We start from the raw sequence: 14,883 nt of genomic DNA, 5'->3' as shown, positions 1-14,883 counted from the left end.
CTAACTCCAGCGGAAGGTGAAGGCCGTCTCGCCGATGGCCGCAGTGGTCCGGTCGAAGCGGCGCTCGGTGATCGTGCCTTGCCCCTGTGCATCGACTGCGATCACCGTGGAGCAGCGTGTGCCATAGGTCTCGTTCTCGATGAAGATCGGCGCGCCGTGGCTGTCGCCCGGAACCAGCGGGCCGCGCTGGGCGAGCAGATCGAACAGGGAGTCGGCATCGGCACCGTGAGCGATGGCGTCGCGCAGGCCTTCTACCAGCCGCTCCGTCTTGGGCCAGGGGGCGGTGAACGGCCCGTTGGAGAGGCCGTAGAACCCTGGTGCGTCGATGGAAACCGGCCGGTCGAGGCTCCGGTTGTCGAGAATTGAGGCATTCGGGCCGTCCACCAGCATCAGGCTGAAACCGTTGTAGTTTTCCAGTTCATCGGCCCTGTCGTCGACCCCCGACCAGTCCTCGGTCAGCCAGTCGGTGACCAGCTGGCCGCGGCTCGGCGCGTCTGCGCGTGGTCCATCGGGATCGCGGAAGTTCGTTATGAGAGCGACACGGCCTGTCCGCTCGGAAATGCCGAGCCAGCTTCCTCCCGATTGCAAATCGCGCCCGGCGATGATGCCCGTGCCGTCCGTCCAGCGAGCGAGCGGCGCGGTGGGCCGGTCGTGGAATTCGTCGCGATTGGCCACCACCACCAGCGGCCAGTCCGGGTGGGCACCGCGAGCAAGGACGGCGATGCACATCTCAGATCAGCCCCTTGGCGCGCAGCGAAACGTGATCGTTTCGCCCGACGATGACGTGATCGTGGACGGTCACGCCCATCAGGCGGCCCGCCTCGGCAATACGCCTGGTGATCTGGATGTCGGCGGAACTGGGAGAGGGATCGCCGCTGGGGTGATTGTGGACGAGGATCAGCGCCGTCGCGCCGACGTCCATCGCCTTGCGGATGACCTCGCGCGGATGGATCGCGGCCTCGTCGATCGATCCGTCGCCCACGTGGTGGTCCAGGATGAGGTGGTTGCGGGTGTCGAGATAGAGCACGCGCACCCTCTCGACTGTCAGGTGGCCCATGTCGATGGTCAGGTAATCCAGCAGCGCCTGCCAGCTGCCCAGCACCGGCCGGTCGCGCACTTGGCTGCGGGCCATGCGCCGCGCGGCAAGGGCCACGCTTTTCAACGCGGCCACGCTCGCTTCGCCAACGCCATCGACCTGCAGCAGCGCGCCGGGTTCGGCATCGAGGACATGGGCAAGGCTGCCGAAGCGCGCCAGCAGCGCCTTGGCGACCGGCTTGGTATCGCCCTGGCGGATGCCGGCGAACAGCAGGTACTCGAGCACTTCGTAATCCGCGAGCGCCTCTGCGCCGCCGGACAGCAGCCGTTCGCGCAGCCGTGCACGATGACCATGTCCGCCATGATCCTTTCGCACGGCGCCCGGTTTATCTTCAGCTTGCGGCAACCCAACCCCCGCCACTGCGTTCGGGATTGCATTGCCTTTAGAGGGCGATGCGCGCAAGGGCGGGTCGATGGCAGACGAGGAAATGCCGGCCGAACAGGCAAGCGGGGAACGCAGGCCCCGCCTCAGCATGTGGCGCTGGCGCATCTCGCTCGGCTTGCTCGTGCTTCTCCTCTCCGTCGTCGCCGTCGCCTGGTTCGCGCGCGAGCGGATCGCTGGCAACATCATCGAGGAGCAGCTCGACGCCCTCGGTATCGACGCCACGTATGATATCGAACGCGTCGGCGGCACACGCCAGGTCGTCTCCAATCTCGTGGTCGGCAACCCGCAGCATCCGGATTTTACCGCCGAGCAGGTGAGTGTTATTCTGCGCTATCGTTTCGGCGCGCCCGTCATCGGGCGCATCGAGCTGGTGAAGCCGCGCCTGTTCGGCACTTTGCGCGACGGTCAGCTAAGTTTCGGAACGCTCGATCCGTTGATTTTCACCGACAGCGGAGAACCGCCGAGCCTGCCCGACCTCGATGTGAAGATCACCGACGGGCGTGGCCTGATCGCCTCGGACATGGGTCCGATCGGCATCAAGCTGGAAGGCGAGGGCGAGATCGACAGCGGCTTTGCCGGGATCGTGGCGGTAGCTGCTCCCGCGCTTTCCACCGGAGGATGCGCGATTTCCGACGGGTCGGCTTATGGCCGGCTCACGACCCGCGCCGGAAAGCCGAGCTTCGATGGCCCAGTCAGGCTCGACAGGCTCGAATGCCCGGAACGATCTATCGCGGTGCGCCGGCTTGCTCTTATGGCCGACGTAACCGGCGACAAGGACTTGTCCGGTATCGAGGGCAAGGCCCGGATCGCGACGCGCTCGCTAGTTACGCCTTGGCTTGCCGCCAATGGCGCCAACGGAACCATGAGCGGCACATTCCGCGGCGGGAACCTGCGCTCGCGCTACACGCTGGCGGTCCGCGGGGTCGATGCGGAGCAAGCGCGGATCGCGGTGCTGACCGCTGACGGTACCTTGCGCGCGAGCGATGGCTTCGGACAGATCGAGCTGGAGACCAGCCTCGAAGGCAACGGGCTGCGGATCGGCGATGGGCTCGGGGCATCGCTCGCGGATTTGGAGACGAGTACATCCGACACGCTGCTCGCCCCGTTGCTGCGCAAGGCGCGGCTGGCGTTCGAGCGCGAATCGCGGGGAAGCAGCCTTGCCGGTCGCGTCAGTGTCCGCTCCTCGGACAAGGGTTTCAGCTTCGTCATGCCGGAAGGACGGGTTGTCGGCGGCAGCGGCGCGACCCTCCTGTCGCTTTCCCGGGTCCAGTTCGGCTCGGCGGACGAGGGTGGGCGGTTCCTCGGCAATTTCGCGACCGGCGGCGACGGTGTTCCGCGCATCGTCGGCCGCATGGAACGCCGCGGGCAGGGCGCACCGGTTCTCCGTATGCGGATGGCCGAATATACCGCTGGATCGTCCAGCCTCGCGATCCCCGAACTGGTGGTCGCGCAATCGCCGCAGGGCGTGATCGGTTTTGCGGGCCGGATGGAGGCTAGCGGAGCCTTGCCCGGCGGCTCGACCCGCGGACTGCGCGTGCCGGTCAGCGGCAACTATTCCGCTAGCGGTGGGCTGTCCCTGTGGCGCGCCTGCACGGATGTCCGTTTCGATCGACTCGAGGTCGCAAATCTCGCGCTCGGCGGAACCAGCCTGACGCTGTGCCCGAGCTCGTCGGGGGCGATCGTGCGGACCGGACCAAGGGGACTGCGCATTGCCGCCGGGTCACCGTCGCTCAATCTGTCCGGGATGCTCGGCGAAACGCCGATCAGGATCGCCAGCGGACCGGTGGGCTTTGCCTGGCCGGGCGCGATGAGCGCGCGCGCGCTCGACGTGACGCTCGGCCCGGCAGGAACGGACACCCGTTTCCGCATCGCGAATCTCGATGCGCAGCTCGGCAAGGATATCCAGGGCACGTTCGACGACGCTGATGTCAGGCTCTACGCCGTTCCGCTCGACCTGAACGGTGCGTCGGGCAACTGGGCCTATCGCGGCGGTGCGCTGTCGATCGGCGATGCCACCTTCAACCTTGTCGATCGGGAGGAGCAGGCCCGCTTCGAGCCACTGGTTGCGCGCGACGCGCGGCTTGTGCTCGAAAACAACGTCATCGATGCCTTTGCCGAATTGCGCGAGCCGACGACCGACCGGATCGTAACGGCGCTCGATATTCGCCACAGCCTCGCCACCGGAACCGGACATGCCGATCTCGATGTCGCCGGCCTGCGCTTCGACGACAGCCTTCAGCCCGACATGCTCAGCCAGCGGGCTCTCGGCGTGATCGCCAATGCGGAAGGGATCGTGACCGGGACCGGGAGGATCGACTGGAACGAGGCTGGCGTGACCAGTTCGGGCGAATTCTCGACCGACGGGTTCGATTTCGCCGCCGCCTTCGGCCCGGTAAAGGGGGCCAGCGGAACGATCGTCTTCACCGACCTCCTAGGCCTTACCACGGCGCCGGGGCAGACGCTCAAGGTGGCCTCAATCAACCCCGGTATCGAGATTTTCGACGGGGAGGTCGCCTTCGACCTGAATGGCGGCACGGCGTTGACGATCGCGGGTGGCACCTGGCCGTTCCTCGGCGGAACGCTCCAGATAGAGCCGGTCAAGATCACTTTCGGGGCGAGCGAGGTGCGCAAGTACATTCTCGTCATTACCGGGCTGGAAGCCGCGCAGTTCGTCGAGCGCATGGAACTCGGCAACATCAGCGCCACCGGCACCTTCGACGGGACCGTGCCGCTGATCTTCGACGAGGCGGGTAATGGCCGGATCGAAGGTGGCGTGCTCACCGCCAGGCCTCCGGGCGGCAATGTATCCTACGTCGGCGAACTGACTTACGAAGACTTGTCGCCGATCGCCAACTTCGCCTTCGATACGCTGCGCTCGCTCGATTTTACGGACATGGTCGTGCGGATGGATGGTTCGCTTACGGGCGAGATCGTCACGCGCGTCCGGTTCGACGGGGTGACCCAGGGCGAGGGCGCCAGGTCGAACATCATTACGAAGCAGATCGCCAGGTTGCCGATCCGTTTCAACGTCAACATCCGCGCCCCTTTCTACCAGCTGATCACCAGCCTCAAGGCGATGTACGACCCGGCCTTCGTGCGCGATCCGCGTGAGCTGGGCCTGCTGTCGGACGATGGAACGCGGTTGAAGCGAAGCGTGACCGGTGCCGATGCCGCACCCGATGTCGGACCTGCAGACATCATTCCCGATGAACCACCTATTCAGACTCCGGAAAGCGAGACCATGCCATGACCAATGCCGAATTGACCGGAGCTGCGCCTGCTGCGACACTTTATGCCATGAGGGAAAGCGGGGCAGGGGCGCGGATGCGGAAAGTGATGATACCGTCGGCTGTCGCCGGGGCGATCGCCTTGGCAGGATGCGTGACGGTCAACGCGCCGGAAGAGCCGATCGTGATCGAGCTCAACATCAATATCCGGCAGGAAGTGATTTACCGGCTAGCGGAAGATGCCGGCAACACGATCGAAGAGAACCAGGACATTTTCTGATGATGAACTTTGTGACCAAACGATGGGCGAAGGGCGCGATTGCCGCCACGCTCGCCGCGACCGCACTCGGCGGCGTTGCGGCGCCCGCTTTCGCGCAGCGCGATCCGGCCTACGACGCGGCACGCTCGTCCGGCAAGGTCGGGGAAAAGATGGATGGCTATCTCGGCATCGTCGGCCCCGCGACTGCGGAACTTCAGCGGCTCGTCAACGACATCAATATCAAGCGCCGCGCGGTCTACGCCGAGAAGGCTCAGGCGGCGAATGCGACGCTGGAGGAATATGCGCTGACCGCCGGTTGCATCGCGATCGCGCGCACGTCTCCGGGCGAGAAATACCAGGCGCCCGACGGGAGCTGGCAGACGCGGACCACCGCGCCGCCGCAGCGCGACAGCCGTTGTCCCGCCTAAACAAGGCATCCGGATAAAGTCGATGCGGGCCGCTTCACCTGTGGAGCGGCCCGCTTTTTTCATGCTGCAATGCCGCACGCGCGGTTGACTCGCAAACGACCCCAACCTAAGGCGCGGCCCAACGGCCTTCTCCCTCTGGCGAGGAGGCCGGTTTTGCATATCTGACCGGCCGATTTGCCTAGCCAAACCGGGCCGGAAGATCGGTCGACACTTCGAGGCGAGACGCTTTGGCGAACAGCAACGGAAACAATGGCTCCGACGATCTCGATCGTCGCATTTCCGAAGCACGGGACAAGCACGATCGTGGTGCGACCCGCGCGGAAGGCAATGCGGAGACGAAGGGCTGGGCCGTGGGCATCGAATTCGTCGGTGCGATCCTGGTGTCCGGCTTCATCGGCTGGGCGATCGACAACTGGTCGGGCCTCGGCACCGCTCCCTGGGGCATGATCGTTTTCTTGGTGCTCGGATTTGCCGCCGGCGTGCGCCGCGCGATGAAGACCAGCGCGCAGTTCGACAGCGACCCCTCCAACGATCCGAAGAACGAAGGATAAGCCGCAGCCATGGCCGGCCCAATGCAACAGTTCGAAGTCGTCACCATGCAGCCGCTGGAAGCGGGCGGGTACGACCTGTCGTTCACCAACAGCTCGCTGTGGATGGCGATCGCGCTCGGCGTCATCGCCGTCTTCATGTTCGTCGGCACGGCGCGTCCGCAGCTCGTTCCGGGCCGCTGGCAGGCCGCGGTCGAGTACGTGTACGATTTCGTGCGCGGGATGCTCGACGAGAACGTCGGTCCGGAAGGGCGCCGCTATGCGCCGCTGATATTCTCGATCTTCATCTTCGTGCTGATCTGCAACCTGCTCGGCATGTTACCCTGGGTCGGCGCATTCACGCCCACCAGTCACATTTCCGTGACGCTCGGCCTCGCCTTTCTCGTCTTCATCGTGGTCTGCATCGTCGGCTTCGCGCGCCACGGCCTGCATTTCTTCAGCCTCTTCTGGCCAAAGGATGCCAACATCTTCCTCGGCCTGTTCGTATTTGTGATCGAGGTGCTGAGCTTCCTCTCGCGCCCGTTCACCCTGGCCATCCGACTGTTCGCCAACATGACCGCCGGTCACGTGCTGCTGAAGGTCTTCGGTACATTCGTCATCACGCTCGGAAGCTTCCAGGCGCTGCCCTACGTGTTCGGTATCCTGCCGCTGGCCGTCAATGTCGCGCTGACCGCGCTGGAACTGCTGATCGCGGTCGTCCAGGCTTACGTTTTCGCTCTGCTCGCGTCGCTGTATCTCAACGACGCGGTCAATCTTCACTAATCCACTACGCAAATTTCAATCGAAAGGTTTTATCATGGACGCTGAATCAGCACGGGTAATTGGTGCGGGCCTCGCCGCGATCGGTGCGGGTCTTGCCGCGATCGGTGTGGGTGCCATCTTCGGTCAGTACCTCAACGGCGCGCTTCGCAATCCCGAAGCGGATGCCAAGATGGGCGGCCGCCTGATCTTCGGCTTCGCCGTGACCGAGGCTCTCGGCCTCATCGCGGCCGTTGTCGCGCTGGCGCTCGCCTTCAGCTAAGACTTGCGCGGCCGGGCCGGGGCGTTCGCGCTCCGGCCGGTCGCTAGTGTTGACCCGGTTCGGACAAGAGCGGCACCATGCCTCAATTCGACTTCGAGAATGTGTTCATTCCCCAGCTGTTCTGGCTGGGGCTGTTCTTCATCATCCTGTATTTCGGGGTGATAAAGACGACCTTGCCGCGTCTCGGCAAGGTCATGACCGAACGCGAAAACACGATCGAGGGTGATCTGGCGCAGGCCCGTGCGGCAAAGGACAGCGCCGACGAACTCGGAGAATCCTACCGCGCACAGCTCGCTGCCAATCGGGAAGCGGCACGCGCCGCGATCACGGCGGCGAAGGAAGACGCGGCACTGGCGGGCGAGAAGCGGCTCAAGGCTGCCGACGGCCGGCTGGACAAGAAGGTTGCCGAGGCCGAGGCGCGCATCGCTGCCGCCAAGGCGGAATCGGGCGAATCCCTGCGCCAGGTCGCTGCGGAAAGCGCCCAGGCGATCGTCGCCAAGCTGACCGGCCAGGAACCGGGCATCGATGCCGCTTATGCGAAGGTCGATGCGGCGATGGCCGCTAGGAACTAGGATCGGATCATGCTCGCGCTCCCCAGCATCGTAGAAACTGAACAACACATGGAAGAAGCCGGCCATCACGGTCCCGAACTGCTCGGGCTGGATGCGGCCGGCTGGGTCTATGTCAGTATCTCGATTTTCTTCCTGCTCGCGTTTTTCGTGTTCAAGGCGCATCGCAAGATTACCGACGGGCTCGACCAGCGGATCGCCGACACGCGCGCTTCGCTCGACGAGGCAAAGAACATTCGTGCCGAAGCCGAAGCCCTTCTCGCAGACGCCAAGCGGCAGCAGGCCGAAAGCGCCCGCGAAGCCGAGGCGATGCTCGCCAATGCGAAGGTGGAGGCTGAGCACATCCTGGCCGATGCCGAGGCTTCGACCGCGGCGCTGATCGAGCGGCGCAAGCGCATGGCCGAAGACAAGATCGCTGCTGCAGAGCGCACTGCGACCGACGAACTGCGCGCCAGTGCCTCTGGCGCTGCAACGGCTGCGGCGCGCTCGCTGATTGCCGAAAAGCATGGCGAGACCGAGGATCGCAAGCTGGTCGACGAGACGATCGCCGCTATCTGAGGCCGAACCGACTTCGCATGAAAAAGAGGCGGTCCCGCGGGGCCGCCTTTTTTTGTGCCTGGTATCCTTCCTTTACCCGGAGGCTGGCTTCACGGCTCGAGGACGACCTTGCCGACCAGGTCGCGTCCGGCCATCGCATCGAAGCCTTCGCGCCATTCGTCCAGCGGCAGCACCCGATCGATCACCGGCGCGATCTTGCGCTGTTCGGCCAACTCGCGGATAGCAGCGGAGACGGCTTCGCCGCGCTCCGGGAATCGCCGAGCGTATTCGCCGGCGCGGACTCCGACGACCGAAAATCCCTTGATAAGCGGAATGTTGGTCGCAATCTCGGCAATCCGTCCGCTGGTGAAGCCGATCACCTGTAGCTGGCCACCGAATGCAACGCAGCGAGTGCTCTCGTCGAACACGTGGCCGCCGACCGGATCGAACACGATGTCGCACAGTGTCCCGTCGGTCACGCGCTGGACGTCTTCGCGAAATCTGCCTGCGGCCAGAAACACCGCGTCCGGCGCGACCGCGGCTTCGATCCGCGCCAGCTTACTCTCGACGCCGCTGGTCGCGAAAACCCGGGCGCCCAGTGCCTTGGCCAGGTTGCAGGCGGCAAGGCCCACACCCCCGCTCGCGCCATGGATCAGCACGGCTTGCCCTGCTTCGACCTTGCCGATCTCGACGAGCGCGACATAGGCCGTGTGATAGGCAGCGCCGAAGCTGGCGGCCTGGCGGAAGTCGAAGGCACCGGGGACCGGCTTCAGTACAGAGGCGGGTAGGGCGATGTACTCGGCAAAACCGCCGGTCTTCGCGCCGCCCATGACCGAATCACCAACGGCGAAACCGCTGTCGGCATCGGCTTCGACGACTTCGCCGGCCATCTCCAGCCCGCTGGTGAAGGGCACTTCAGGTTTGAACTGGTATTTGCCCTGCGTCATCAGCAGGTCGGGAAAGTTGAGCGAGGCAGCGCGCATGCGGACCAGCACTTCGCCCGGCCTGCGTTCGGGAACGGGCAGTTGGGCGAGAATCACGCCGGAAAGGTCGTCCGACAGGCTCTCGACTCGCAAGGCGCGCATCGTGCTCAGAAACTGTCCTTTGCAGCGCGCAAGGCGGCGAAGGTTTCTGCCGGATTGGTCCCGCCCCACCGGTTTCGCATCGCATTGTGGTCGGCGCGCAGGAATGGATTGGTTTTAAGCTCACGCGCCAGTTGCGTCGGCACGGTCGGCTCGTCCTTCGCGCGCTTGGCTTCGATCTCTTTCGCGTAGAGCTGCAATTCGACGTTGTCCGGATCTGCATGGAGAGCGAACTTCGCATTGGCCTGCGTGTATTCATGCGCGCAATAGAGTGTCGTTTCGGGCGGCAACTGGCGGATGCGGTCGAGGCTGTCCCAGAACTGCTGCGGCTCGCCTTCGAACATGCGCCCGCAACCCAGCGCGAATACGCTGTCTCCGACGAAGGCCATGGCAGCCTCTGGCAGGTAATACGCCACGTGGCCGTTGGTATGGCCAGATACGTCGATCACCCTGGCTTCCCACGCGCCGAGCGTGACCGTGTCGCCGTTGCCGACGACCGTGTCGATGTTCGACAGTTTCTCGACTTCCCGCGGGGCGACGATCGTCGCGCCATGCGCTTCGACGATTTCCTTGTTTCCACCGGCATGATCGGGATGCCAGTGCGTGTTCCAGATCTGCGTGATCCGCCAGCCTTTCGCCTCGGCCTGGCGCAGGTACTCCGCGCCGTCCGGCGTATCGATCGCCGCCGTCTCTCCGCTGTCGGGATCGTGGAGGAGGAACCCGTAATTGTCGGACAGGCAGGGGAACTGGTGGACTTCGAGCCAGGTGTCTTGAGCAGTCATGGGCGCAACCTAACTCTCGGCGCGCCAATAAGAAAGGCCCACCGCTCGAGGTGAGCGGCGGGCCTGTCCTGATGACCTTCGAAAAGGCTGGAAGAGCTTAGTCTTCCTTCTTCTTCAGCGCTTCGCCGAGGATGTCGCCGAGCGAGGCACCCGAGTCGGACGAACCGAACTGGGCAACCGCTTCCTTCTCTTCGGCGATCTGACGCGCCTTGATCGAGAAGGTCGGCTTCTTCGAACGGTCGAAACCGGTGACCATCGCATCGACCTTGGCGCCGGGCTGGAAGCGATCCGAACGCTGCTCGTCGCGGTCGCGACCGAGGTCCGAACGCTTGATGAAGCCGGTTGCGCCGTCTTCGCCGACCTGAACCTCGAGGCCGCCGTCACGCACTTCGAGCACGGTAACGGTGACGGTCTGGTTCTTGCGCAGCGTGCTGGCATCGGCGCCATCTGCCGAAGGTGCACCCTTTTCGAGCTGCTTCATGCCGAGGCTGATGCGCTCCTTGTCGGTGTCGACGTCGAGCACGATCGCCTTGACCTGCTCGCCCTTGCGGTGGAGCGCCAGTGCGTCCTCGCCCGAGATGCCCCAGGCGATGTCGGACATGTGAACCATGCCGTCGACGTCGCCGTCGAGACCGATGAACAGGCCGAACTCGGTAGCGTTCTTGACTTCGCCTTCGACCTCGGTGCCGACCGGGTGCTTCTCGGCGAACTCTTCCCACGGATTGCGCTGGGCCTGCTTGAGGCCGAGCGAAATGCGGCGCTTCTCGCTATCGACTTCGAGGACCATGACTTCGACTTCCTGCGAGGTCGAGACGATCTTGCCCGGGTGGACGTTCTTCTTGGTCCAGCTCATTTCGCTGACGTGGACCAGGCCTTCGATGCCCGGCTCAATTTCGACGAAGGCACCGTATTCGGTGATGTTCGTGACCGTGCCGGTCAGCTTCATGCCGATCGGATACTTGGCGGAAACGCCATCCCACGGATCCGATTCCAGCTGCTTCATGCCGAGGCTGATGCGCTGGGTTTCCTCGTTGATGCGGATGATCTGGACGGTCACGGTCGCGCCGATCTCGATCATTTCGCTCGGGTGGTTGACGCGCTTGTAGCTCATGTCGGTGACATGGAGCAGGCCGTCGATACCGCCGAGGTCGACGAAGGCACCGTAATCGGTGATGTTCTTCACGACGCCGTCGATCACCTGGCCTTCGGCCAGGTCGTTGATCAGCTCGCTGCGCTGTTCGGCGCGGGTTTCTTCCAGAACCGCACGGCGCGAGACGACGATGTTGCCGCGACGGCGATCCATCTTGAGGATCTGGAACGGCTGCGGCTGGTCCATCAGCGGGGTGACGTCGCGCACGGGGCGGATGTCGACCTGGCTGCCGGGGAGAAAGGCCACCGCGCCGTCGAGATCGACGGTGAAGCCGCCCTTGACGCGGCCGAAGATGCGGCCATCGACGCGCTTGCCTTCGCCGAACTCGCTTTCAAGCTTGTCCCACGCGGCTTCGCGACGTGCGCGGTCGCGCGATAGCATCGCTTCGCCGTCGGCGTTCTCGACGCGGTCGACATAGACTTCGACTTCGGAGCCGACCGACAGGCCGTGCTCGTCTTCGCCGCGCATGAATTCCTTGAGGTCGACGCGGCCTTCGCTCTTGAGGCCCACGTCGATGACGGCATAGCCGTTTTCGACAGCGGTCACGGTGCCCTTGACGACGCGGCCTTCGAAACCGTCTTCGTCGGCGCCGCCGAGCTGTTCGTTGAGAAGCGCTTCGAAATCGTCGCGCGTCGGGTTGGCAGAAGTTGCCATAGGGGTAGGTCCTTCGATCGTTTTGCTACCGGCCACCGGTTTACCCGGGGTCTTTCACCGTCTGCCCGCACCATTGCGGGCCGTACGGGGCAAGAGGCCGACGTCTTCGCGGTGCCGAATGCGTGCCGCAAAGGTTCCGTGCATCCAGGGATGTGCGTGAACGGCCGCGCGCCTAGGCGAAAGCGGGGCCGAAAGCAAGAAAAAGCGCTAAGCCCGGATGGCTGCAACCTGGCGATCATGCGTGGGAGTCAGCACCAGCAAGGCGCTCGCCGCCCCGATCAGGCACATCAGCATGTCCCACTGGGTATCCCACGGATCGCCCTGCGTACCGAGAAACTCGTCCGCGCCCTGGCCAAGCGCCATGGCCGCTCCGAATTCGATCAGCTCGTAACTGGCGCTGACCGCGAGGCAACAGGCAAGCACGAGTGTCGCAAGCAGCCATCCGCGCCCGATGCCGCCCAGACGGATCAGCATTTCCCTCAAGACGATGGCCGGAGTGAAACCCTGGAAGAAATGGCCGAACCGGTCGTAGGGATTGCGGGCAAGGTCCAGCCAGTCCTGCACCGCGAAGCCGATCGGCACCCGTGCATAGGTATAAGCCCCGCCGAGGATTAGGACGAGCCCATGCAGCGCGATCAGGACGAGAGACAGCGTGGTCAGAGGGAAGCGGCGAGCGCTGAGCCACAAGACCGGCAGGGCCATCAGCACCGGCGCGACTTCCATCCACCACGTCGCCCTGTCGTATGGTTGCCAACCGGAGAGGGCGAGGGCGACGATCCAGACCGCGGTGACCGACCAGAGCTTCGCCCGGTAGGTCACTGGCTCTTCAGCGCATCTTCGACGGCGTCGATGGCAGCCGCGATCGCTTCGTCGCGGCCGAGGTCGGACGTATCGAGCACGAAGGCGTCGGGGGCGGCGACCAGCGGAGCCTCGGCCCGGTTGCGGTCGCGTTCGTCGCGCCGTCGCAGGTCATCGACGATCACTTCGAGCGTGTGCGGTTCGCCGCGCTCCTGCATTTCCTTCCAGCGACGCTCGGCGCGCGCTTCCACACTGGCCGTGACGAACAGCTTGGCATCCGCTTCCGGTGCGATCACGGTCCCGATATCGCGCCCGTCGAGCACCGCGCCACCGGTCTGCGTGGCAAAGGCGCGCTGGCGATCGAACAGGGCCTGGCGCACCACGGCATGCACCGAAACGCGGCTGGCGAGGCCGCCGATATCCTCGCTGCGCAGACGCGGATCGCCGAGCAGGCTGTCGGGGAAGCTGGTCGCGGCAAGGGCGTCCGAAGCATCGTCCGGATCGCCGCCATCAAGGAAGACTTGTCGTCCGACCGCGCGATAGAGCAGGCCCGTGTCGAGGTGAGGCAGCCCGTAATGCGCGGCGAGCGCCTTGGCGATCGTGCCCTTGCCACTGGCGGTGGGTCCGTCGACGGCAATGATCATCGGACATTCCTTCGAGAGCGCATCGCCTTGGCCAGACCCCAGATAGCAATGGCGGCCCAGAACCCCTCGAGCACGAGGCTCGGCAGGTTCATGTGCACCAGGAGCGATACGGTCAGCAGCGCGGCACCTACGAGATTGGTGATGTGGAGCACGAAGGGGTTCGGCTCGTCCTGCCATGTCAGATAGGCATAGGCGCCGATGATGCAGGCCATGCCGACGAAGCCGACCAGCGTGGCCCAGTCGAGATCCATCACGACGTGGCCTCCGCCAGCAAAGCCTCGAAATTCGGGAAACTGGTGCGGATCGGCGCAGTGTCGTCGATCAGCACGCCGTCGCGGCTGGCGAGGCCGGCGATCGCCATGCTCATCGCGATGCGGTGGTCGAGATGCGTCTTCACCCGGGCATTGGCGGTTCCGCGCAGGGGAACTCCGCCCGTGCCGCGGATGACCAGCCCGTCCTCTTCTTCGTCGAGGTCGGCTCCTGCAGCACGCAGAGCCGAGGCCATGACATCGAGCCGGTCGCTTTCCTTGACGCGCAACTCCTCGAGCCCGCTGGTCGTGGTCGTCCCGTCGGCCAGCGCGGCCGCTACGAACAGCACGGGAAATTCGTCGATCATGCTGGGCGCAATTGCGGGATCGACATCGATACCGGTCAATCTGCTGTACGTGACGCGCAGGTCTGCCACCGGCTCGCCGCCGATCTCGCGCCGGTCGAATTCCTCGATCCTGCCGCCCATCTGGCGCAGCACTTCGACCAGTCCTGCGCGCGTCGGGTTGAGGCCGACATTCTCGATCACGAGGTCGCTTCCCTCGGTCACGAGAGCGGCGACGATGAAGAACGCCGCGGACGACGGATCGCCCGGGACCTCGATGACCTGCGGCTGCAAGTCCGCCTCGCCGCGGATGAAGATAATCCGTTCGCCGTCGACTTCCTCGATTTCCAGTTCCGCTCCGAAACCGCGCAGCATCCGCTCCGAATGATCGCGCGTGGCGATCGGCTCAATGACGCGGGTAATGCCGGGCGTGTTGAGCCCTGCCAGCAGCACCGCGCTTTTCACCTGTGCGCTCGCGACCGGCAGGCGGTATTCGATCGGCACGGCGGTGGTCGCGCCGCGCACCATCAGCGGCAGCGTGCCGCCGGGCGAGGCTTCGAAGCTCGCGCCCATCAGCGAGAGCGGATCGATCACCCGGCCCATCGGGCGCTTCGACAGGCTGGCGTCGCCGGTGAAGGTCGCGGTGATCGCATGGGTCGCGACGAGGCCCATGAGCAGCCGCGTGGACGTGCCCGAATTGCCCATGTCGAGCGCGGCTTGCGGCTGGAGCAGGCCGCCGACACCCACGCCGCAGATGCGCCATTCGTCGCCCGACCGCTCGATCGAGGCGCCCATCGCGCGCATCGCTGCGGCCGTCGCCATCACGTCTTCGCCCTCGAGCAGGCCGGTCACCCGCGTTTCGCCTACGGCCAGCGCGCCAAACATGATCGAGCGGTGGCTGATCGACTTGTCGCCGGGCACGCGGATTCGCCCCGTGAGCGGCCCCATGGGACGGAAGGTCGTGGAATGCGGGGAGTCGGGCGTGTGGGTGGGCAAGCGCCGGTCTTTCGGTGGGAGGCGAGAAAGTGCGCGCGGCTTTTGACAGTGCGATTGCCCTATGGCAAGGCGCGCCCGCTCTTGATTCCCGACCCGTCGGCACCCATCAAGTATGA

At 64.9% G+C, this 14,883-nt stretch carries 17 protein-coding genes; 8 read left to right on the top strand and 9 right to left on the bottom strand.

Annotation, left to right across the window (positions count from 1 at the left end; translation table 11 throughout):
- The gene (locus GRI48_RS02855; protein ID WP_160671122.1) at positions 1–729 is read right to left on the bottom strand and encodes an NRDE family protein; all 729 of its coding nucleotides are present in this window, start codon (positions 727–729) and stop codon (positions 1–3) included.
- A gap of 1 nt (position 730) precedes the next feature.
- Positions 731–1,441, bottom strand: coding sequence for a RadC family protein (gene radC / locus GRI48_RS02850; protein ID WP_160671119.1), 711 nt, complete (start codon positions 1,439–1,441; stop codon positions 731–733).
- Positions 1,442–1,508: 67 nt separating this feature from the next.
- Here radC and GRI48_RS02845 point away from each other — a divergent pair, with 67 nt between their 5' ends.
- From GRI48_RS02845 to GRI48_RS02810, 8 genes are all read left to right on the top strand, one after another.
- On the top strand, positions 1,509–4,730 hold the full coding sequence (locus tag GRI48_RS02845; RefSeq protein ID WP_160671116.1) for an intermembrane phospholipid transport YdbH family protein: 3,222 nt from the start codon (positions 1,509–1,511) through the stop codon (positions 4,728–4,730).
- Complete coding sequence (locus GRI48_RS02840; protein ID WP_202389174.1) at positions 4,727–4,987, top strand: YnbE family lipoprotein; 261 nt, start codon at positions 4,727–4,729, stop codon at positions 4,985–4,987. Before GRI48_RS02845 ends, GRI48_RS02840 begins: the two co-directional genes overlap by 4 nt.
- A gap of 2 nt (positions 4,988–4,989) precedes the next feature.
- Positions 4,990–5,394 carry a YdbL family probable chaperone protein gene (locus tag GRI48_RS02835; protein WP_160675293.1) on the top strand — a complete coding sequence of 135 codons (405 nt, stop codon included), beginning with the start codon at positions 4,990–4,992 and terminating at the stop codon, positions 5,392–5,394.
- A 227-nt stretch (positions 5,395–5,621) separates the two neighbouring features.
- Complete coding sequence (locus GRI48_RS02830; protein ID WP_160671113.1) at positions 5,622–5,945, top strand: AtpZ/AtpI family protein; 324 nt, start codon at positions 5,622–5,624, stop codon at positions 5,943–5,945.
- Between the two features lie 9 nt (positions 5,946–5,954).
- Positions 5,955–6,704: a F0F1 ATP synthase subunit A gene (locus GRI48_RS02825; RefSeq protein ID WP_237451707.1), complete on the top strand. Its 750-nt coding sequence runs from the start codon at positions 5,955–5,957 to the stop codon at positions 6,702–6,704.
- A gap of 34 nt (positions 6,705–6,738) precedes the next feature.
- Positions 6,739–6,963: a F0F1 ATP synthase subunit C gene (locus tag GRI48_RS02820; RefSeq protein ID WP_160671110.1), complete on the top strand. Its 225-nt coding sequence runs from the start codon at positions 6,739–6,741 to the stop codon at positions 6,961–6,963.
- A gap of 77 nt (positions 6,964–7,040) precedes the next feature.
- Complete coding sequence (locus GRI48_RS02815; RefSeq protein ID WP_160671107.1) at positions 7,041–7,535, top strand: F0F1 ATP synthase subunit B family protein; 495 nt, start codon at positions 7,041–7,043, stop codon at positions 7,533–7,535.
- A gap of 9 nt (positions 7,536–7,544) precedes the next feature.
- Entirely contained in the window at positions 7,545–8,090 is a 546-nt protein-coding gene (locus tag GRI48_RS02810) for a F0F1 ATP synthase subunit B family protein (RefSeq protein WP_160671104.1), read from the top strand.
- Between the two features lie 89 nt (positions 8,091–8,179).
- Here the strand turns inward: GRI48_RS02810 and GRI48_RS02805 are convergent, their stop codons facing one another.
- From GRI48_RS02805 to aroA, 7 genes are all read right to left on the bottom strand, one after another.
- Positions 8,180–9,154, bottom strand: coding sequence for an NADPH:quinone oxidoreductase family protein (locus GRI48_RS02805; protein ID WP_160671101.1), 975 nt, complete (start codon positions 9,152–9,154; stop codon positions 8,180–8,182).
- A 5-nt stretch (positions 9,155–9,159) separates the two neighbouring features.
- On the bottom strand, positions 9,160–9,933 hold the full coding sequence (gloB, locus tag GRI48_RS02800; protein WP_160671098.1) for a hydroxyacylglutathione hydrolase: 774 nt from the start codon (positions 9,931–9,933) through the stop codon (positions 9,160–9,162).
- A 97-nt stretch (positions 9,934–10,030) separates the two neighbouring features.
- Entirely contained in the window at positions 10,031–11,737 is a 1,707-nt protein-coding gene (gene rpsA / locus GRI48_RS02795) for a 30S ribosomal protein S1 (RefSeq protein WP_160671095.1), read from the bottom strand.
- Positions 11,738–11,944: 207 nt separating this feature from the next.
- Positions 11,945–12,556 (bottom strand): DUF2238 domain-containing protein, encoded by a 612-nt coding sequence (locus GRI48_RS02790; RefSeq protein ID WP_337190758.1) that lies wholly within the window; start codon positions 12,554–12,556, stop codon positions 11,945–11,947.
- A complete protein-coding gene (locus GRI48_RS02785; RefSeq protein ID WP_160671092.1) occupies positions 12,553–13,179 on the bottom strand; it encodes a (d)CMP kinase in 627 nt (208 codons plus the stop codon). The genes GRI48_RS02790 and GRI48_RS02785 overlap by 4 nt, the downstream gene beginning before the upstream one ends.
- Positions 13,176–13,430 carry a CBU_0592 family membrane protein gene (locus tag GRI48_RS02780; protein ID WP_160675284.1) on the bottom strand — a complete coding sequence of 85 codons (255 nt, stop codon included), beginning with the start codon at positions 13,428–13,430 and terminating at the stop codon, positions 13,176–13,178. The genes GRI48_RS02785 and GRI48_RS02780 overlap by 4 nt, the downstream gene beginning before the upstream one ends.
- Entirely contained in the window at positions 13,430–14,719 is a 1,290-nt protein-coding gene (gene aroA, locus GRI48_RS02775) for a 3-phosphoshikimate 1-carboxyvinyltransferase (RefSeq protein ID WP_160671089.1), read from the bottom strand. Before aroA ends, GRI48_RS02780 begins: the two co-directional genes overlap by 1 nt.
- Positions 14,720–14,883 lie beyond the last annotated feature (164 nt).

Origin of the sequence: Qipengyuania oceanensis (assembly GCF_009827535.1) — a bacterium.
Taxonomy (GTDB): domain Bacteria; phylum Pseudomonadota; class Alphaproteobacteria; order Sphingomonadales; family Sphingomonadaceae; genus Qipengyuania_C; species Qipengyuania_C oceanensis.
The sequence above is the reverse complement of the archived record's forward strand: the minus strand, read 5'-3'. Positions and strand labels throughout refer to the sequence as shown.